The following is a 19,996-nucleotide window of genomic DNA, read 5'->3' on the forward strand; positions in this document are numbered from 1 at the left end:
AATTAGGATAAGCGATTTTTAAAGTCCTCGTAACCGAATTGTTTTATTAGTTTGAACTCGTTTTCTTTCGTCCAAATGCCGATTGATGGGTGCGAAACGCCATTAAAGGTGGTCGTTTTGACCATCGTGTAGTGAATCATATCCATAAAAACGATACGATCGCCAATCTTCAGTTCGTTGTCAAAGCTCCAGTCGCCGAAATAATCGCCCGAGAGGCAGCTGTTGCCTCCCATGCGGTAGGTAGGTTTGTCTTCCTGAGGATCGATTGCACTCAGAATAGTCGGTTTGTACGGCATTTCCAGGCAGTCGGGCATGTGGCAGGCAAACGAAACGTTGAGCATGGCTGTTTTTATGCCCTTGTTTTCAACGATGTCTACTACCGACGATACGAGTTCTCCCGTTTGCCAGGCAAAGGCGCTACCGGGCTCTAAAATGAGTTGGAGGTGCGGGTATTTGGCGTTGAAATTACGGAGCAGCTCGATCAGATGTTCTGTGTCGTACTCTTTGTGGGTCATCAGGTGGCCGCCACCCATGTTGAGCCATTTGATTTGTGAGAAATACTTGCCGAATTTCTCCTCCACCACAGCCAGTGTCTTCTCCAGATCGGTAGAACGCGATTCGCATAAAGTATGAAAGTGGAGACCTTCGATGCCTTCAGGCAACTTTTCTCCCAATCTGTCGGCAACCACTCCCAGGCGTGACCCCGGAGCACAAGGGTTGTAGAGATCGGTCTCTACGTCTGAGAATTCAGGGTTTATGCGCAATCCGCACGAAACCGGATGTCCCACTTTTTGAGAGACCGGATACAAGCGTTCGAACTGGCTCAGCGAATTGAACGTTACGTGACTGCTGTATTTGGCTATTGTCGGAAATTCTTCGTCGGTGTAAGCCGGGGCGTAGGTGTGGGCAAGGCTTCCCATTTCCTCGAAAGCCAGTTGTGCTTCGGATAGTGAGCTGGCAGTGGAGTAGGGAATGTATTCGCGCACAATCGGGAAGACGCTCCACATGGAAAATGCCTTGAAGGCGAGAATGATCTCCACGCCGGCACGTTCTTTTACTGAACGGATCAGTTCAAGGTTTTTGCGCAGCCGTACTTCGTCGAGCACGAAACAGGGGGAAGGTATTTTGTTGTAATCCATTTTGCTGATTGATAGTTATTTTATTCGGGCTGCAAAGATAATGAATTATCTTGTGAAGGGGAATGGGTTAAATTAGAATAGAACGCACCCTTTGGATCGTGTATTCCAAATATTACGTTTATATGTGAGATGATTATTCTAACTTGAAATTGACGGGAATAGTAATTCTTACCCTCACTTTCTTCCCTCTGAGAATTCCGGGGCTCCACTTGGGCATAATGCTTATAACTCTTACAGCTTCCATATCCAACGGGCCATCAATTCCACGAGCAATTTGAATATTGCTCAAAATACCCTTTTTTTCTACAATGCAACTAATTAATACACGTCCCTGAATATTGCTTTCTTGATAAACATCAGGATATCGGATGTTATTCTTGATAAACAACATCATAGCCTCTTTTCCTCCCGGAAACTCCGGCATTTTGTCTACGACCGTATAAACGGTCGTGTCCGAGACTGTAATGTGTTTCTGCGGATTTTTGGCAAGGCCATAGATGGAAAACGACAGCAAAAGTAGAGTGAGCAAAAAGTTTTTCATTTTACATAAAATTTAGATCGCAAATATAACTCACAATGAGGGGATAATGAAAATGTGCCAACAAATACTGCATTTGCAGATTCATTGGCACATTAGCATATTATTGTATTTTAGCTTCGCTGATCTTCGATTCAAATTGAACTTACAGTTCCAGATCTACGTCTGTCAGCTCTACCCAGGGAAGACCCTGTTTGCCGAGTTGTTCGAGGAACGGATCGGGATTGAACTCTTCAACGTTGAATACGCCCGGTTGACGCCATTGTCCGGTCATGAACATCAAAGCTCCTATGGTAGCCGGTACGCCGGTGGTGTAGCTTACACCCTGAGTTCCGGTTTCTGTGAAAGCTGCCTCGTGACTACAGTTGTTGTAAATGTAGTACGTCTTCGGTTTACCATCCTTGATACCCGAAATGCGGCAGCCGATGGAAGTCCAGCCGGTGTAATTTTCGCCCAGATCGCCCGGGTTGGGCAATACGGCCTTCAGGAACTGGATTGGCACGATTTTCACGCCGTTGTATTCCACCTCGTCGATGCGGGCCATGCCGATGTTTTGGATTACACGCAGGTGTGTAAGGTATTCCTGACCGAAAGTCATCCAGAAGCGGGCGCGTTTCAGGGTCGGAAAATTCTTAACCAGTGATTCCAGCTCTTCGTGGTAAATCACGTACGACTCTTTCGGGCCGATTTCCGGATAGTTCAACGGTTTGTGGATTTCGTGCGGTTCGGTTTCTACCCACTGTCCGTTTTCCCAGTATTTCCCTTTTTGGGTTACTTCGCGGATGTTGATTTCCGGGTTGAAGTTGGTGGCAAACGCTTTCCCGTGGTCGCCGGCATTACAATCGACGATGTCAAGGTAATGGATTTCGTCGAAGTGGTGTTTCGCTGCGTATGCAGTAAACACGCTGGTTACACCCGGATCGAAGCCACATCCGAGAATGGCGGTCAACCCGGCATCTTTGAAGCGTTGCTGGTAAGCCCACTGCCAGCTATATTCGAAGTGAGCCTCGTCTTTTGGTTCGTAGTTGGCCGTGTCAAGGTAATTTACTCCGGTAGCCAGACAGGCATCCATGATGGTGAGATCCTGATATGGAAGTGCCACGTTGATAACCAGTTCCGGTTTATAATCGTTGAAAAGAGCAATCAGTTCGTTTACGTTGTCGGCGTCTACCTGAGCGGTAGTCACATTCACTCCGTAACGTTGTTTTACATCGGCGGCAATAACGTCGCACTTTGATTTAGTGCGGCTTGCCAGCATGATTTCGGTAAATACCGCGTGGTTTTGAGCCACTTTGTGCACAACGACGGTACCCACACCGCCTGCGCCAATAATCAATACTTTTCCCATTTTTTATTTTCTGTTCTTATTTGGATTTTTTCAAAGCTTCTGTGATTTTTGCATCCAGTTCTGCCGCCAGTTCCGGGTTGTCTTTGATGACATTTTTGGCAGCATCGCGTCCCTGACCGATTTTGGTGTCGCCGTAGCTGTACCATGACCCGCTTTTTTTGACAATGCCATATTCCACACCAAGGTCAACGATTTCGCCGTTGCGTGAAATACCTTCACCGAACATGATGTCGAATTCAGCTTTACGGAAAGGAGGAGCTACTTTATTTTTTACCACTTTTACGCGGGTTTGGTTGCCGATCACCTCCTCACCGTCTTTGATTTGTCCGATGCGGCGAATGTCCAAACGAACCGAAGCATAGAATTTGAGGGCGTTACCACCGGTGGTTGTTTCAGGGTTGCCGAACATCACACCGATTTTTTCGCGTAACTGGTTGATGAAAATACAACAAGTATTTGTTTTGTTGATATTTGCGGTGAGTTTACGCAAAGCCTGAGACATTAGTCGTGCCTGAAGGCCCATTTTTGAATCGCCCATGTCGCCTTCCAGTTCGGCTTTCGGAGTTAGTGCGGCTACCGAGTCGATAACAACCAGATCAATGGCAGACGAACGGATCAACTGATCGGCAACTTCCAGAGCTTGTTCTCCGCTGTCAGGTTGAGAAATAAGCAGGTTGTCGATATCCACTCCAAGTTTTTCGGCGTAAAAACGGTCGAAAGCATGTTCGGCATCGATGATGGCAGCAATGCCACCGGCTTTTTGTGTCTCAGCAATGGCGTGAATTGCCAGTGTAGTTTTACCGGATGATTCGGGACCGTAAATCTCGATGACACGTCCACGGGGGAAACCTCCCACACCCAGAGCATTGTTCAAACCGATGGAGCCGGTAGAAATTACAGGAACTTCTTCTACTTTGGTATCGCCCATTTTCATAATGGTGCCTTTGCCATGATCTTTTTCAATTTTATCCATGGCTAATTGAAGGGCTTTCAATTTCTCAATGGAGGGTTGTTTGAGGGTCTGTTCTGACATAAAAATTTGCTATTAATTTAGTTGTTTGTTCTGATGAAAATGGCTATCATCCTGACTGTGGCTGAGTTTGTTGGTGTAAATCGTCACGGCGTTCAGGTTGAAGCACAATATACCAATTTGTAGTTCAAAGATAGATGATTTTTTTAGAACGGCATATGAACTGCAATATATTTTTGTGAACATTTGGAGTAATGTTTTAAAGAATTTATATTTGTATATAAAATTTGAAAGTATGTTGTTCTATCCCAATATGTCACAGGAACGCCGTCGCTTTTTGCATGCATTGGTCTTTCCGATCCTGCTTTCATTGCTGCTTGTCCTGATTTATATAGTTCAATGGGGGCTTCAGTTGAATGTGGATACATGGGGTGTTGTTCCCAGAACGATTTCAGGATTAAAGGGGATTTTATTGCACCCTTTTGCTCATGCCGGATTATCTCATCTTTTCAATAATGTCTCTACTTTCCTTATTTTGTCTACAGCCTTGTATTATTTCTACCGTGATGTGGCAGGTAAAGTGCTTTTGTTGTTGTGGCCGATGACGGGAACTTTGTTGTGGATTATCGGCAGAGATAGTATTCACATCGGAGCGAGCGGCATCATTTACGGGCTTGCGTTTTTTATCTTCTGGGGAGGGCTATTGATGCGAAATATTTCATTGTTGGCTATTTCCCTCGCGGTGGTTTTCTGGTACGGAAGTATGGTGTGGGATATGCTGCCTTTTCTGCCCAACGAATCCATTTCGTGGGAAGGACATTTGTCGGGCGCTGTTTCCGGTTCGATACTTGCTTTTGTTTTCCGTAAAACCGGATGGCAGCCGCAGGAAAGTGATTCGGAAGAGGATTCCGAAACAGATGAATTAGATGAAATAGCTATGAAGTATGAAAAAGAGGGAGAGTTGATAGAAAAAGAAGAAAATAATCAAGACGACAAACAATGACACGATTTGCCCACAGAATTCCTTTTTTTCGTTTGTTTCTTACATTGGCTGCCGGAATATTTACGGGAAGCATCTGCGAAATCCCAGTATGGGTTTATATCTTGTTGTTAAGTCTGGCTGTTGCTGCTTTAGTTGGTTCCTCGATAATTAAAAAGGTATCTCTTCAGTTTCGGTTTCGGTGGTTGTTTGGTAGCGGAGTTTTGCTTGCTTTCTATGTTTTGGGAGCATGGTCGTTTCAGCAATCGCAAAAGAATGTCAGTTTTGCATTGGACGGCGTAAAGGGTGTGTTTGAGGTCGAAGTCAAAGAAGCTCCTATCGAAAAGGCAAAATCGACTTTGTATAAAGTGACTATTCTTCACTGCCTGAAAGCAAATGAGGTTGTTGACGTAGATAAAGTCGCGTTACTGTATCTCCCCAAAGATACTTCTCGAGCCCGGTTCGATTTTGGTGATCGCCTGATGGTTTATACTACTTTTTCGGTTCCCAAAGGCAGTGGAAACCCGGAAGAATTTCAGTTTGGACGTTATCTTCAAATGCACGGTGTCTCAGCTACGGCTTTTGCCTTTCGTGGAAGTTATCGGAAGATTGGGCATTCGTCTGAATTTTCCTTGAAAGCTATATCTTCTCATCTCCGGCAGAAATTGCTTGAAGTTTACAAACGTTATCACATTGAAGGTGATGAGTTTGCTGTTGTAGGAGCCCTGATGTTGGGTTATAATGATGCTCTTACTCGTGAGTTGCTTGACAGTTATAGCATTACTGGAGCGATGCATGTTTTATCTGTCTCTGGCTTGCATGTTGCGATTGTCTGTGCGGTGTTCTATTTTCTGCTCGGTTTTATGGATAAACGTCAGTGGTCGTTTGTTCTCAAACATCTCATCGTCATTGTGTTGCTGTGGGCTTTTGCTATCCTGACCGGACTTGCGCCTGCTGTTGTCCGTTCGGCCTTGATGTTTACCCTTATCGCGTTGGGATATGTCGTTGCTAAAAAACCTCAAATTTACAACACCATCTTTTTCTCCGCGTTTGTAATGCTGCTCTATGATCCTACCTACTTGTTCGATGTCGGCTTTCAATTGAGCTATCTGGCGGTATTGAGCATTGTCTATTTCGAACCGAAATTCAAAAAACTGATCGATGTCAAATTCAAACCTTTGAAATGGCTTTGGGAATTGACTTGTGTGTCGATGGCTGCTCAGCTCGGCACGGCAGCTTTGGGCGTGTTTTACTTTCACCGGTTTTCCAACTTTTTCTGGTTGAGCAATATGGTGGTGGTGCCGCTTTCGGGATTTATCATGTATGCGGCAATGGCGTTGTTATTGGTAGCTCCGTTTCCTGTAATTGCCGGTTGGGTGGCGCTCGCTTTGAAGTGGATGTTGATCGGAATGAATGGCGCCATCCGGTGGATTGAGCATTTGCCATATGCGGCATATAATATGTGGGTTGACCGGTGGCAGCTTACCGTGGCCTTATTGTGTGTCTTGTTTGCATCTGCTTATTTTTCCACCCGGAAATATCTGATGTTGCAGTTTGCTCTGGCTTGTGTGGCCTTGTTTTTGGTAGATGATTTGGTAAGAACGTATCAATCGGAGCAAATGAAAGAATTGATAGTTTGGGCAGACAATAAAAATACGCATGTTCAATTTACGACAGGAAACCAAAGTTTTGCGGTCTCGTCCGACTCGTTGAAACTAAAGCAGCTTTCGTCAGGTTATCGTATAAAGCAGGGAATTGATGCGCAGCGGTTTTGTAATCAGAAAGCAGTTGCATTTTGCGGAAAGCATTTTCTGATTACCAACGATTCGTTGTTCCGTAGAAAATATTCTGCATCCAAAATACCGGTAGATTATCTTATTGTCGGCAATAAAACGCGTATTACCATGGACAAATTGTTGCGGTTTGTGGAGCCGAAACAGGTCATTGTCGATAATTCCATTTCAAAATGGTACAGCAACCGTTTGAAACAGCAGTGCGATTCGCTCGGCATTGCATTTGTCGACACGAAAGTTTCCGGAGCGTTCCGGTTGCGGATGGAGTGATTTTCTTAGACTGACAGCAATTTATCGTAAGCCTGCTCTACCTTATTAAAGTTGAATTGTCCTACAATTTCGTTTTTGTAAGCTGCAATTTCGTTGTTGCAAAGATTTCCTATGCTGCCTTCGTGCGTGTGGTGAATGTTTTTGTCGGGATGAAAATTACCGGCTTCAATGTCTAATCCTACTTTTTTGTAAGCGTCGCGGAAAGGCATTCCTTCGCGGGCAAGCTGGTTTACTGTTTCGACGCTGAAAATCAGGTCGTAGCGGGTGTCGTCGAGAATGTGATCGTTGATGGCTACTTTGTCCATCATCGTAGTAGTCATGTCAAGGCAATCGTTCAATTCTTCAAAAGTAGGAACAAAACACTCCTTGGTAATTTGCAAGTCGCGGAAATAACCTGATGGCAGGTTGTTTACAATCATTGTGATTTGTTGGGGGATTGCCTGAATTTTATTGCATTTGGCGCGTGTCAACTCAAAAACGTCCGGGTTTTTCTTGTGCGGCATAATGCTCGAACCGGTTGTAAAAGCATCGGGTAGTTTGATGAACCCGAAATTTTGGTTCGAGAACATGCAGGCATCGAAAGCCAGCTTGGATAGTGTTGCGGCCACTGAAGCAAGTGCGGTGGTTGCTACACGTTCCATTTTTCCGCGTCCCATCTGAGCATACACCACGTTATAGTTCATGGTTTCAAAACCCAGCAGATCTGTAGTCATCTGGCGGTTGAGCGGGAATGATGAACCGTATCCGGCTGCCGAACCCAGCGGGTTGCGATTGGCAATTTTGTAAGCCGAGAGCAAGAGTTGAAGGTCGTCGGCAAGGCTTTCAGCGTAAGCGGCAAACCAAAGCCCGAACGAAGAGGGCATGGCTATCTGCAGGTGGGTGTAGCCCGGCATCAGCACGTTTTTGTAGCGGTTGCTCTGGGCTATCAGTACGTCGAAGAGATCGCACACTTTGGTGACTGTTTTTTCTATTTCGGCACGGGCAAAGAGCTTCAAATCAAGCAGCGCCTGATCGTTGCGTGAACGACCGCTGTGGATCTTTTTCCCCATTTCGCCCAAGGCGCGGGTTAGCATCAGTTCCACCTGTGAGTGTACGTCTTCGATACCTTCTTCAATTACGAAATCACCCTTTTGAACTATTTCGTAAATGTTTTTCAATTCCTTCAGAAGTTGTTGCAGCTCTTCTTTTTCGAGGAGTCCGATGCTTTCAAGCATCGTGATGTGAGCCATTGAACCTAAAACGTCGTATTTAGCGAGATAGAGATCCATCTCCTGATCACGACCGATAGTAAACCGTTCAATCTCCTTGTCGGTTTTAACTCCCTTGTCCCAAAGTTTCTGAGCCATTATTCTTCTTTCGGAATTTATTGCGTGTTATTTGTAATTGATGCCGGCCAAAGCTTCTGCAAACTGATCGACGAATTGCTGCATGCGTCCGCCAAACATCATTTTTACCATCGGTGGAATGTCTGCGTGCGCATTTACATGCAAATTTGTCTGATTGTCATCAGCTTTGTTCAGGTGAATGTTTACGTGAAAATCGATTGGTGCATTGTCAGCTCCCAGTTTAATTAGCTTGTAGGGCTGTTTGTCTATGATAGAGAGGTCGATTTTTCCGATCGGATTCACTGTAAAATGGCATTTATCTTCGTAAAACTCAATGTCCTGAATGGTGTTACCGGGAACCATGTGTTTCGACTGTTCCAGATTTCTCAGGTCGGACAGAGTGCCATAAACTTGTTCTTCGTTTGAAGTGATGGTTTTTACTGTGCTTTCGAATGTTGCCATCTGTATTATTTATGAGAGGGTTGCCATTTTGCAGGGTCATGGCGCCACTCCTGTAGAGTTTTAATTTCAGCTTCGTCAATATAGTCGGTTGCAAGAGCTACATCCAAAATGGCATCGTAGTTGCTTAATGTCATGCAATTAACGTTTGCGTCTTTGAATTGTTTTTCTGCAACAGGGAAACCGTATGAAAATATCGCGAGCATACCGATTACCTCGCTACCGTCGTTGCGGATCGCTTCAACGGCTTTCAGACTGCTACCGCCTGTAGAAATAAGGTCTTCGATAACAAGTACTTTGCTGCCGGGACGCAAGTCACCTTCAATCAGGTTTTCAAGTCCGTGATCTTTTGGTTTTGAACGAACGTAAACAAAAGGCAAGCCGAGTTCTTCGGCAACCATAGCACCCTGAGCGATAGCACCTGTCGCAACGCCAGCAATAGCTGTAGCTTCGCCAAAATGTTCGCAAACTAAGCGTGCCAGTTCTATTTTGATGAAATTTCTGATTTCCGGATACGAAAGGGTTTTACGATTGTCGCAATAGATAGGCGACTTCCAACCCGAGGCCCATGTAAAAGGATTGTTCGGCTGTAATTTTACAGCTTTTACCTTCAATAATTTTTCTGCAACAATTTGTTCTAAAAGTTTCATGAGAAGTGTAAGTGTAATATGATGTGATCAAGGGAAATTGATCTTTGATTCAAATGTCTGATTAATAGTGGTTTTGTTTTTGTTTGTCAGGGATGCGTTTCGTATGCGTTCCAATTCACAAAAACTAGTGCAAAGATACTGATTTCATGGGCAAGTTTTATGGTCTGAAGATAAAAAAATATAGAACTAATTATTAACAACCTTAATCTGCCGGTTTCTTGGAATTATTATGGTTAATTTTGTGAGCTAAACTCGCTTTTTTATGCAAGAGATTCAATTTCAACTGACGGAGGACGGCTCGCACACACTTTATTTGCCGGAAATGGATGAACATTACCATTCTGTTCACGGTGCTGTTCAGGAATCCCGTCATGTTTTTATTAGCGCGGGATTTGAAGCTTGTCGGTCTCAATCGCCCCGGATTTTTGAGGTGGGCTTCGGGACTGGTCTAAATGCGCTGTTGACAGCCGTTGAAGCGGAAAAATCACAACGCAGGGTGGCTTATACTTCGGTCGAACTTTATCCTCTGTCGCTGGATCAGGCCGGGAAACTCAACTATGGCGCGATGCTGGATGCAGATTCTCTTTTTGCAGCTTTGCACGATGCTTCGTGGAACGAGTGGAGTTCGATTACGCCCTGGTTTGATCTGAAAAAAGTTGAAGCCGATTTTTCAGTCATGCAATTACCCGAAAACGAGTACGATTTGATCTACTTTGACGCATTTGCTCCAAACAAGCAAGAAGATTTGTGGCAACCCGAAATTTTTGACCGTCTTTTTCATAGTCTTAAATCTGGGGGCGTTTTTGTAACTTATTGTGCAAAAGGCATTGTGAGGAGAATGTTGCAGGCTTCCGGATTTTTGGTGGAACGTTTGCCGGGACCTCCGGGAAAACATGAGATGTTGCGTGGAAGGAAGGCCTGATTTTGGGTCTTTTTTGCTATTTTTGTAGGTTGGTTTTGCCCAAAAACAGAGTGGAGTATTCTTTGATTTGTGAGGATTTAATATTTTGATAAACAGTGCTTATGGTTTGTTTTGAGGCTTATTTATCTCAAACGATACGTAGAAAAGAAATTGACTTTTTGGCGGAGGTGGTGGCTTCTGACCCTAAGCGATTACACGAACTTATTTGTCTCGTAGAGCACGAGGATCAGCAAATCGGATGGCATGCAGCTTGGTGTCTGGAAAAACTGTTTGAAAAATATCCCGAATTATTCACTTCTCCAATGCTGGACAGGATTACAGAAATTGCCATCGAAACAAAAAGAGAAGGCACCCGGCGTCTGATGTTGAGTATTTTGAGAACGGCTGATTTGCCTGTCGTTTTGCCTGTTGAGCTTATCAATAAAGCTTTCGAATGGATATTGTCCGAAGTTTCGGCTATAGCGGTGAAGGCTTTGAGCATACACTATCTGTTGCGGGTTTGTAAGCGGGAGCCTGACCTGCTCCCCGAACTTCAATTGTGTGTATCGCAATTGCTGGATAACACAGACTCTCCGGGTATCCGCTCGGTGGCGAAAAAAGTAATGAAAGCCAACATCTTAAACTGTAAATAATTATTGTAAATGCAACAAGATATAGAAGAAAATGAGTTGATTGAGGTGTATGGTGCCCGGGTACACAACCTGAAGAATATTGATGTGACCATACCCCGCAATAAACTGACGGTGATTACCGGATTGAGCGGTAGCGGCAAATCATCGCTGGCTTTTGATACTATTTTTGCCGAAGGTCAGCGTCGTTATATCGAGACGTTTTCTGCGTATGCCCGCAATTTTCTCGGAAATCTGGAACGCCCCGATGTGGATAACATCACAGGATTGAGTCCGGTAATTTCTATCGAACAAAAGACTACCAACAAGAATCCCCGTTCTACAGTAGGAACAACAACCGAAATATACGATTTTTTCCGTCTGCTTTTTGCCCGTGCCGGAGAAGCTTATTCTTATGTAAGCGGGGAAAAGATGGTGAAATATACCGACGAAGAGATTCTCAGACTCATCTTTAAGCACTACGATGGTAAGAAAACTTATATTCTGGCGCCTTTGGTTCGGAACCGCAAGGGACATTATAAAGAGTTGTTTGAGCAAGTCAGAAAGAAGGGATACCTGCATGTACGAATCGATGGACAGATAAAAGAAATTATGCCGGGAATGCGGGTCGACCGCTATAAAAATCACGATATAGAGCTGGTGATTGATAAATTGGTGGTTGCCGAGCAGGATGACCGTCGGCTCAAATCTTCTATCGGAACCGGGATGCATCAGGGCAATGGAACTATCATGTTGCTGGATTACGCAACCAACGATGTCCGCCATTTTAGCCGTCAATTGATGTGCCCAACCTCCGGTATTTCTTACAGCGAACCGGCGCCTCACAATTTCTCCTTCAATTCGCCACAGGGAGCTTGTCCTAAATGTAAGGGGTTGGGATATGTCAATCAGATTGATATCGATAAAATTATACCGGATCGTACCCTGAGTATTGCGCAAGGAGGGATCGTCCCGCTTGGTAAACATAAAAATTCGCTCATCTTCTGGCAAATAGATGCTATTGGTGCGAAATATGGGTTCAATGAAAAAACACCTATTTCGGACATTCCTGAAGAAGCGCTCGACGAAATTCTGAACGGAACAAACGAGCCGCTGAATATCAAAAACGGCTCACTGGGCGCTTCCAATTATTTTGCGTCATATGAAGGTGTTATAAAATATATTGCTCTGCAAAACGATAGTGATGCTTCTGCCACCGAGCAGAAATGGGCTTCTCAATTTGTAAAGATCACAGTTTGTCCGGAATGTAAAGGCACCAGGTTAAATGTGGAAGCGCGTCATTTCCGTATTCATGACAAGACGATTTCTGATCTGGCGAACATGGATATTACCGACTTGTACGAATGGTGTGGTACGGTGGAGCAATTCCTGTCAGACAAACAAAAAGCCATCGCGGTAGAAGTTCTGAAAGAAATTCGTTCGCGTTTGCAATTTCTGCTGGATGTGGGGTTGGGTTATTTATCGCTCAACCGTAACTCGATGTCGCTGTCGGGAGGTGAAAGCCAGCGAATTCGTTTGGCAACGCAGATTGGTTCGCAATTGGTGAATGTGTTATACATTCTTGATGAGCCAAGTATCGGCTTGCATCAACGGGATAACGAACGCCTGATCGATTCTCTGAAAAAATTGAGGGATACAGGCAACTCTGTAATAGTGGTAGAGCACGACCGTGATATGATGCTGGCTTCCGATTACGTTATTGATCTCGGGCCACGGGCGGGTCGTCATGGTGGCGAACTCGTTTTTGCCGGGACTCCGGCTGAAATGTTGAAATGCAGTACCCTGACATCAGATTATTTAAACGGTAAACGCAAAATTGAATTGCCGGCTCAACGTCGTAAAGGCAGCGGTACGTTCCTTACATTGAAAGGAGCAACTGGTAATAATCTTAAAGGAGTGGATGTCTCATTTCCATTGGGAACGCTTATTTGTGTGACCGGAGTTTCAGGAAGCGGCAAGTCTACTTTGGTGAATGATACCTTGCATCCGATATTGAGTCAGAAGTTCTATCATTCATTGCAGGATCCTCTTCCTTACGAGAGCATAGAAGGATTGGAGCATGTGGATAAGGTGATTGATGTGGACCAGTCTCCGATCGGGCGAACTCCACGGTCCAATCCGGCGACTTATACCGGAATCTTCTCTGATATCCGTAACTTGTTCGTTACCCTACCGGAGGCCAAAATCCGGGGATATAAACCCGGACGTTTTTCGTTCAATATCGCAGGTGGTCGTTGCGAAACCTGTGGTGGAAATGGTTACAAGACAATCGAAATGAATTTTTTGCCGGATGTACTTGTGCCGTGCGAAGAATGTCACGGAAAACGCTACAACAGGGAAACACTGGAAGTTCGCTATAAAAGCAAGTCTATTGCAGATGTGCTGGATATGACGATTAATCAGGCCGTCGAGTTTTTTGAGGCTCTTCCTTCAATATCGCACAAGCTGAAGGTGCTGCAGGATGTTGGACTGGGTTATATAAAGGTAGGACAACCGTCATCTACTCTGTCGGGAGGGGAAAGTCAACGGATCAAGCTGGCCGCCGAATTGGCAAAAAAAGATACAGGGAATACCGTATATATATTAGATGAACCAACTACCGGGTTACATTTTGAAGACATCCGTGTACTATTAAGCGTTCTCAATCGTTTAGTAAACAAAGGCAACACGGTGATTGTGATTGAACATAATTCGGATGTGATTAAATCTGCCGATTATATTATCGATCTTGGACCGGATGGTGGAAAAGCCGGAGGGCAAATTATGGACACCGGAACTCCCGAAGAAATAGTTCAAAAATCAAAGAGTTGCACAGCTGTTTTTCTGAAAAACGAACTGATTTAAGAAAAAAGCGGTATGATAATGGCACAAATCATACATTTGTGTGTTACTTTTGAGGTCTAAATGTTAAAATAGAGGGTGAAAATTAACACAAATTCGTGCTTTTAACTATAAGGCAGGTTAAAAAGTTAAATCCAAGCCCTCATTTTCTGAAATGTTAAAATCTAGGCGCGTTAAATCTTGTTAAGTAAAAATCAATCCTTCTCTTTTACATTAATTTTGTCAGGTATAATATTGATGAAAAAATGTTGATTGGAGGAGAAACAGAGAATTTATGAAGAAAATAGTGATTTGGATTCTCCTTGCTACAATGAGCATTACTTTTGTCGGATTGGTGTTCATTCAGTTCCGTTATCTTTTGCAGATGTCTTCATTAATGGAGGAACAGTTTGACTCCAATGTAAAGAGAAGTCTTTATCAGGTTGCTCTTGATCTTGAAGAATCTGAGGCTTCAAAATATCTGAATCAGGAGCTGGGAGCAGCAGAAATTGCAAAACTGGGAAAACTTACAACGTCGGCGCTGATGGACTCAAATCAGGTGGCCAGCGGAGTAAATATTGATACCACATCATTTGGATCAAAACCTACGGTTTCAATTTCGAATCCGGCATCGTCTATTCAGGCGACATCTAAATACAGACAGACTCTTTTAGCACAGGCATTTACTCATTCACGCAAATTGGTTGAGACGGTTGCCTGGCGAAGAATGAAAGAAGCTGCAGCTAAAGCGTTAGCTCAGCGCGTAAACATAAATGAATTGACGGCATTACTGCAGGAAGAATTAGCAAATAACGAAGTAATAACTCCTTATTATTTTCGTTTAATAGACAAAAAAGGTAATGAGGTCTATAATAGTTCGGCAGATAGTATTTCGGTGGTGCATAAAAATGAATACACCCAAAAATTATTCCCGAATGACCTTGTAACCGGCAAATCGGCTTATCTGGCAGTAGGTTTTCCTATCAAGAAAAACATGTTTCGCAACTCTTTGACGTTATTATTACCATGGGCTATATTGTCGTTTATATTGCTGATTTCGTGCATGGTTTCCATATGGTTGATTTTTAGGCAAAGAAGATTGAATGAAATAAAGAATGATTTTGTAAGCAATATGACCCATGAGCTGAAAACTCCGGTTTCGACTATTTCATTGGCGGCTCAGATGCTTGCAGATCCGGCTGTGTCCAAAACGACGGACACGCTGAAGTATTACACACGGGTAATTGTCGATGAAACAAAACGATTGAGCTTTCACATTGAGAAAGTCCTTCAGATGTCGACATTTGAACGGGGTAATGGGAATCTCAAAATGACCGAGCGGGATATCAATGATCTTCTGAATATGATCCTTGAAAATTTCTGGGTCAAGGTACATGCAAAACACGGACAGTTGATTGCAGACTTGGAAGCAGAAGAATCTTACGCTTTGGTTGATGAAACTCATTTTACGAACGTGTTATACAATTTGATGGACAATGCTGTGAAATATACACCAAGCAACCTGGTACTCACAGTGAAAACATGGAATGAAAAAGGGAATCTGATGATTTCCATTCAAGATAACGGAGTAGGAATCAAGAAGGAGTATCAAAAGCATATTTTTGATAAATTTTTCCGTGTGCCGACGGGGAATGTTCACAACGTGAAGGGCTTTGGTCTGGGACTGGCGTATGTCAAACAGATTGTAGATGCTCATCATGGATTTATAAAAGTAGAAAGCGAACCAAATATTGGCACTAAATTTATTATCACACTACCAACTCTTAAACAAAATTAACTATGGACGAAAAGACCAAAATCTTGCTTTGCGAAGACGATGAAAATCTGAGCATGTTGTTACGGGAATATTTGCAGGCAAAGGGTTATGCAACTGATTTGGCTCCCGATGGTGAAGCCGGTTATAAGGCTTTTACTAAAGAAAAATATGATATCTGTGTTCTTGACGTTATGATGCCTAAAAAGGATGGTATCGAATTGGCAAAAGATATTCGTAATTTGCAATCCGATGTGCCTATTATCTTCTTGACTGCTAAAACAATGAAAGAAGATATTCTTGAAGGTTTCAAAGCCGGTGCAGATGATTATATTTCAAAGCCTTTCAGCATGGAAGAACTTATCTTCCGTATTGAAGCTATCACCCGCCGTACAAAAGGTAAAAAGGTAAAAGAAAAAGATACCTATATCCTTGGCAAATATACCTTCGACACACAACGTCAGATTCTTGCTTTTGACGATTCGCAAATCAAACTGACAACAAAAGAAACAGAATTGCTTACTTTGTTGGCTGCCAACGTGAACGAAATGGTAGAACGTAACTTTGCTTTACGTACTATCTGGATTGACGACAACTACTTCAATGCACGTAGCATGGATGTTTACATCACTAAACTGCGTAAACTTTTGAAAGAAGATCCTGAAGTTGGAATTATCAATATCCACGGTAAAGGTTACAAACTGATTGCTCCGAAAGCAGAAGAATAATTGGTTTCCTGAAAATACAAAAACGGCTGTCACGAATAAAATCGGACAGCCGTTTTGTGTTTTAAATGTATTATTTTCCCAGTAGAAAAATAGTGGGTCTTTTTTGTATGTCAGGCAATTGGCGTTTCCACGCGGCAACCGTTTTGGTGACGATATACTCGGATTCGAGCGTAATATCGGCGGCGATGCACAACCTGGTTTGCGGCGAGCAATTCCGGATGATCTCTTCCACCAGTTTTATGTTCCGGTATGGAGTTTCAATGAAAATTTGAGTTTGATTTTCAGAATAAACCCTCTTTTCCAGCATTTTTAGAGCTTTGCCTCTTTCGTGAGGTTCGATGGGCAAATAACCGACGAATGCAAAATTTTGCCCGTTAAAGCCGGAGCCCATCAATGACAGTAAAATAGATGACGGTCCCACCAGGGGTACTACTTTGATGCTTTTTTCCTGTGCTAAACGTACCACATCGGCTCCGGGATCGGCAATGGCGGGACAACCGGCTTCGGAGATTACACCTACGTCTTTCCCTTCAAGTAGAGGCTTTAATAGATCACTAAATTCTGTAGCGCGTGTTTGTTCGTTAAGCGTGGTAAAGGCCAGCGAGTCGATATCGATTTCGCGGTTCACCTTTTTGAGGAAGCGACGTGCTGTTCGGATGTCTTCGACGATAAAGTGTTTCAACGAATTTACTATCGTGGCATTATGAGAAGGGAGAACGCGGTTTAGATCGCATTCTCCCATGGTTGTTGGTATAAGGTAAAGAGTTCCGTACATTGTAAATGGTTAAATGTTAATGATTAGTGGTTAGTTTGCTTTTCGGGATTAATACCTTTGAGCAAAAGATAATAGCTTTGACGTGTCACTAATAATTAACCATTAATCATTGATCATTAAAAAATTATCCAACAGATCCTTCCAATGATATTTGTAATAACTTTTGAGCTTCCACGGCAAATTCCATCGGCAATTTGTTGAGAACGTCTTTTGCATATCCATTTACAATCAGTCCAATAGCATCTTCGGTAGAGATTCCGCGTTGATTACAGTAGAAAATCTGATCTTCGCCGATTTTTGAAGTGGTAGCTTCGTGTTCAATCTGAGCCGAGTCGTTGCTTACTTCCATATAAGGGAAAGTGTGAGCTCCGCATTCACTACCCAACAGCAGACTGTCGCATTGGGAATAGTTGCGGGCATTCTCGGCTTTCTGTGATACCCGAACCAATCCGCGGTAGCTGTTCTGACTTTTGCCAGCAGAAATTCCTTTGGAAACAATATGACTTTTGGTGTTTTTGCCAAGGTGAATCATTTTGGTTCCGGTGTCGGCCTGCTGGTAGTTATTGGTAACGGCTACAGAATAAAATTCGCCGGATGAGTTATCGCCGGCCAGAACGCAGCTGGGATATTTCCAGGTGATGGCTGAGCCTGTCTCTACCTGTGTCCACGATACTTTAGAAGCAACGCCTTTGCAAAGAGCCCGCTTGGTTACGAAGTTGTAGATGCCGCCTTTGCCGTTCTTGTCGCCGGGATACCAGTTCTGAACAGTAGAATATTTCACTTCGGCGCGATCGTGTATGTAAATCTCAACAATCGCTGCGTGGAGCTGGTTTTCGTCACGCATCGGAGCCGTACAACCTTCAAGGTACGAAACGTAGCTGTCGTCTTCTGCAACGATCAACGTGCGTTCAAACTGTCCGGTGTTTTTTGCGTTGATACGGAAGTAGGTCGATAATTCCATCGGACAACGAACGCCTCTTGGAATATAAACGAACGAACCATCGCTGAATACAGCCGAGTTGAGCGCTGCAAAATAGTTATCGCGGTAATAAACCACCGATCCGAGGTATTTTTTTACCAGATCGGGATAATCTTTCACCGCTTCGCTGAATGAGCAGAAGATAATGCCAAGTTCGGCCAAAGTTTCGCGGAAAGTAGTTTTCACCGAAACACTATCCATTACCGCATCCACGGCAATCCCCGACAATTGTTTTTGTTCATTCAACGAGATTCCGAGCTTGTCGAAAGTTTTCAACAGTTCCGGATCTACTTCGTCCAGCGATTTCGGAGCATTCTTTTTAGGCGCTGCAAAATAGACTATGTCCTGATAGTTTATTTCCGGGATTTTCAGATGAGGCCAGTGTGGCATTTCCATCGTCAACCAATGGTTGTATGCGTCGAGACGGAATTGAAGCAGCCACTCGGGCTCTTCTTTTTTCTGCGATATAAGCCGTATGATGTCTTCGTTCAGACCTTTGGGGATTATTTCGGTTTCTATATCAGTGACAAAACCGTATTTGTATTCTTTGTCGGTTAAGTCGGTGATGTTTTGAATGTTATCTGACATAATGTAAAATTCGGGTTCAAAGTTTCAAATTTCAACGATTCCGGTTAAACGTTCGCTTGATTTTTATAGTTCTGCAGTGAACAGAGACTATATGTACATGCCCATTGTCAGTACATAGCTACGGGTAACCTCAAAATATATTGTAAACTCCTTTCGGTCAGCGGTGTGACTCTCGGAAGCTTTTAGTTTTTTATCTTTTAATTCAAACGGTTGTATTAAAATCTCCTTTTCAAAATCCACTCCTTCTCTCGAAAGAAGTTTGTAAACGGTCTCTTTTGCCGACCAATGCAGCAAAGATACGACAGGTTCACGGTCCTTGTCAAGAGCTTCACGTTCTTTAATATTCATGAAGCGATGATTGATACGGTGAGCTCTGTCGCTCATAGCTTCGATATCGATGCCGACAATCCGGTGTTTGTTGAGTGCAATGACAGCGTATCCTTTTGTGTGCGAAATGCTTATGTTAAACGATCTGTCGAGTAGCGCCGGTTTCCCGGAAGGCATGTAAACGATTCTCTTTTCTTCTCCTGTCAGAAATTTGAAAAGCGCTCTTACTGCAAGTTTTTCGCATCTTTTAGTCGGATTGGCAACATCTTTTATCTCTTCTAAAAGCGGAGCCGTTTCTTCAAAAAGCTGCAAAAATTGTTCTTCCGTTTCTTCGATTTTCCAGATACCGATCAACGTACCGTCTGCGATTGTCTTTTTCTCAAGCAACATAATTGACAGCAGTTTATTTCCATCTGGTTGTTTCAATCAGACGAATAATATCTTTGCGAACATAATTAAGTACCGGAGCAATGGAGTCTTTGTTTGGAACTGCATCGAAATAGAGCGCACCTCTTAACACATGATGCGTGCTGTCCGTTAGCATAAACTGGATTGGCGAAGCGGCATCGCCTTTGATTTCATAAAGAATTCCATATACTTTGCGATCTGGATTCTCATATGGTTGCTCGGTGATAGCCTCGGCTTTTACCGTATGTTTGTAAACAAATTTCCGGCAATCTTCGGCAATGGTTCTGAAGTTGTTCCTGACGGGCATGTAGCTGCAATAGATGCATCCTTTGAGTGCTGGGTATTCAATGTTGAGCCAATATTCACCCTGCTCATGCTTTACTGCAGAATCGATGGCAAATGTTGAAATGTCAAATGAATAAGGATAGTTTTTGTCGAAGACACGGTAGTTGTTTGCGGGTAGCGCTATCCGAAAATATCCATAAGGCTTGGGCGTCGGATTTGAACACGAAGCCGTTATCAGCAGAACGAAAAAAATTAATGGTGCTAAATATTTGAATTTCATGCTGTTTTTA

The 19,996-nt window shown here is 43.5% G+C and carries 18 protein-coding genes; 7 read left to right on the forward strand and 11 right to left on the reverse strand.

The window, feature by feature from the left end:
- Positions 1-2: 2 nt before the first annotated feature.
- The 4 genes from nspC to recA form a co-directional block, all read right to left on the reverse strand.
- Positions 3-1,139 carry a carboxynorspermidine decarboxylase gene (nspC, locus tag F8N35_RS13085; RefSeq protein ID WP_293053831.1) on the reverse strand — a complete coding sequence of 379 codons (1,137 nt, stop codon included), beginning with the start codon at positions 1,137-1,139 and terminating at the stop codon, positions 3-5.
- A gap of 133 nt (positions 1,140-1,272) precedes the next feature.
- The gene (locus F8N35_RS13090) at positions 1,273-1,680 is read right to left on the reverse strand and encodes an energy transducer TonB (RefSeq protein ID WP_293053833.1); all 408 of its coding nucleotides are present in this window, start codon (positions 1,678-1,680) and stop codon (positions 1,273-1,275) included.
- A 142-nt stretch (positions 1,681-1,822) separates the two neighbouring features.
- Entirely contained in the window at positions 1,823-3,025 is a 1,203-nt protein-coding gene (locus F8N35_RS13095; RefSeq protein ID WP_293053835.1) for a saccharopine dehydrogenase family protein, read from the reverse strand.
- Positions 3,026-3,041: 16 nt separating this feature from the next.
- Positions 3,042-4,058 carry a recombinase RecA gene (recA, locus tag F8N35_RS13100; RefSeq protein WP_293053837.1) on the reverse strand — a complete coding sequence of 339 codons (1,017 nt, stop codon included), beginning with the start codon at positions 4,056-4,058 and terminating at the stop codon, positions 3,042-3,044.
- A gap of 232 nt (positions 4,059-4,290) precedes the next feature.
- On the opposite strand from recA, the gene F8N35_RS13105 reads away from it, so the two are divergent.
- Entirely contained in the window at positions 4,291-4,998 is a 708-nt protein-coding gene (locus F8N35_RS13105; protein ID WP_293053839.1) for a rhomboid family intramembrane serine protease, read from the forward strand.
- Positions 4,995-7,037 carry a ComEC/Rec2 family competence protein gene (locus F8N35_RS13110; protein WP_293053842.1) on the forward strand — a complete coding sequence of 681 codons (2,043 nt, stop codon included), beginning with the start codon at positions 4,995-4,997 and terminating at the stop codon, positions 7,035-7,037. Before F8N35_RS13105 ends, F8N35_RS13110 begins: the two co-directional genes overlap by 4 nt.
- Positions 7,038-7,042: 5 nt before the next feature.
- Here the strand turns inward: F8N35_RS13110 and argH are convergent, their stop codons facing one another.
- The 3 genes from argH to pyrE are packed head-to-tail and all read right to left on the reverse strand — an operon-like array spanning position 7,043 to position 9,471.
- Positions 7,043-8,383 carry an argininosuccinate lyase gene (argH, locus tag F8N35_RS13115; RefSeq protein WP_293053845.1) on the reverse strand — a complete coding sequence of 447 codons (1,341 nt, stop codon included), beginning with the start codon at positions 8,381-8,383 and terminating at the stop codon, positions 7,043-7,045.
- 27 nt (positions 8,384-8,410) lie between these two features.
- Positions 8,411-8,824, reverse strand: coding sequence for an SRPBCC family protein (locus F8N35_RS13120; RefSeq protein ID WP_293053848.1), 414 nt, complete (start codon positions 8,822-8,824; stop codon positions 8,411-8,413).
- A gap of 5 nt (positions 8,825-8,829) precedes the next feature.
- Positions 8,830-9,471 (reverse strand): orotate phosphoribosyltransferase, encoded by a 642-nt coding sequence (pyrE, locus tag F8N35_RS13125; RefSeq protein WP_068704484.1) that lies wholly within the window; start codon positions 9,469-9,471, stop codon positions 8,830-8,832.
- Between the two features lie 262 nt (positions 9,472-9,733).
- Between pyrE and mnmD the strand changes: the two genes are divergently transcribed.
- From mnmD to F8N35_RS13150, 5 genes are all read left to right on the forward strand, one after another.
- The gene (mnmD, locus tag F8N35_RS13130; RefSeq protein WP_293053853.1) at positions 9,734-10,393 is read left to right on the forward strand and encodes a tRNA (5-methylaminomethyl-2-thiouridine)(34)-methyltransferase MnmD; all 660 of its coding nucleotides are present in this window, start codon (positions 9,734-9,736) and stop codon (positions 10,391-10,393) included.
- A 101-nt stretch (positions 10,394-10,494) separates the two neighbouring features.
- Positions 10,495-11,025 carry a hypothetical protein gene (locus F8N35_RS13135; RefSeq protein WP_293053856.1) on the forward strand — a complete coding sequence of 177 codons (531 nt, stop codon included), beginning with the start codon at positions 10,495-10,497 and terminating at the stop codon, positions 11,023-11,025.
- A 9-nt stretch (positions 11,026-11,034) separates the two neighbouring features.
- A complete protein-coding gene (uvrA, locus tag F8N35_RS13140; RefSeq protein WP_293053859.1) occupies positions 11,035-13,866 on the forward strand; it encodes an excinuclease ABC subunit UvrA in 2,832 nt (943 codons plus the stop codon).
- Between the two features lie 271 nt (positions 13,867-14,137).
- Positions 14,138-15,640 carry a HAMP domain-containing sensor histidine kinase gene (locus tag F8N35_RS13145; RefSeq protein WP_293053861.1) on the forward strand — a complete coding sequence of 501 codons (1,503 nt, stop codon included), beginning with the start codon at positions 14,138-14,140 and terminating at the stop codon, positions 15,638-15,640.
- Positions 15,641-15,642: 2 nt separating this feature from the next.
- A complete protein-coding gene (locus F8N35_RS13150; RefSeq protein WP_068704475.1) occupies positions 15,643-16,344 on the forward strand; it encodes a response regulator transcription factor in 702 nt (233 codons plus the stop codon).
- A gap of 70 nt (positions 16,345-16,414) precedes the next feature.
- On the opposite strand, the gene F8N35_RS13155 is transcribed toward F8N35_RS13150, so the two are convergent.
- The 4 genes from F8N35_RS13155 to gldD all read right to left on the reverse strand — a co-directional run bounded on the left by F8N35_RS13155 (position 16,415) and on the right by gldD (position 19,986).
- Positions 16,415-17,119, reverse strand: a complete 705-nt coding sequence (locus tag F8N35_RS13155) for an SAM-dependent methyltransferase (protein ID WP_293053864.1) — start codon at positions 17,117-17,119, stop codon at positions 16,415-16,417.
- 124 nt (positions 17,120-17,243) lie between these two features.
- Positions 17,244-18,686 (reverse strand): Fe-S cluster assembly protein SufB, encoded by a 1,443-nt coding sequence (sufB, locus tag F8N35_RS13160; protein WP_293053867.1) that lies wholly within the window; start codon positions 18,684-18,686, stop codon positions 17,244-17,246.
- A gap of 87 nt (positions 18,687-18,773) precedes the next feature.
- A complete protein-coding gene (locus F8N35_RS13165) occupies positions 18,774-19,403 on the reverse strand; it encodes a 4'-phosphopantetheinyl transferase superfamily protein (RefSeq protein ID WP_293053870.1) in 630 nt (209 codons plus the stop codon).
- A gap of 13 nt (positions 19,404-19,416) precedes the next feature.
- Positions 19,417-19,986, reverse strand: coding sequence for a gliding motility lipoprotein GldD (gene gldD, locus F8N35_RS13170; RefSeq protein WP_293053872.1), 570 nt, complete (start codon positions 19,984-19,986; stop codon positions 19,417-19,419).
- Positions 19,987-19,996: the final 10 nt, after the last annotated feature.

Origin of the sequence: Paludibacter sp., assembly GCF_009712605.1 — a bacterium.
Classification (GTDB): domain Bacteria; phylum Bacteroidota; class Bacteroidia; order Bacteroidales; family Paludibacteraceae; genus Microbacter.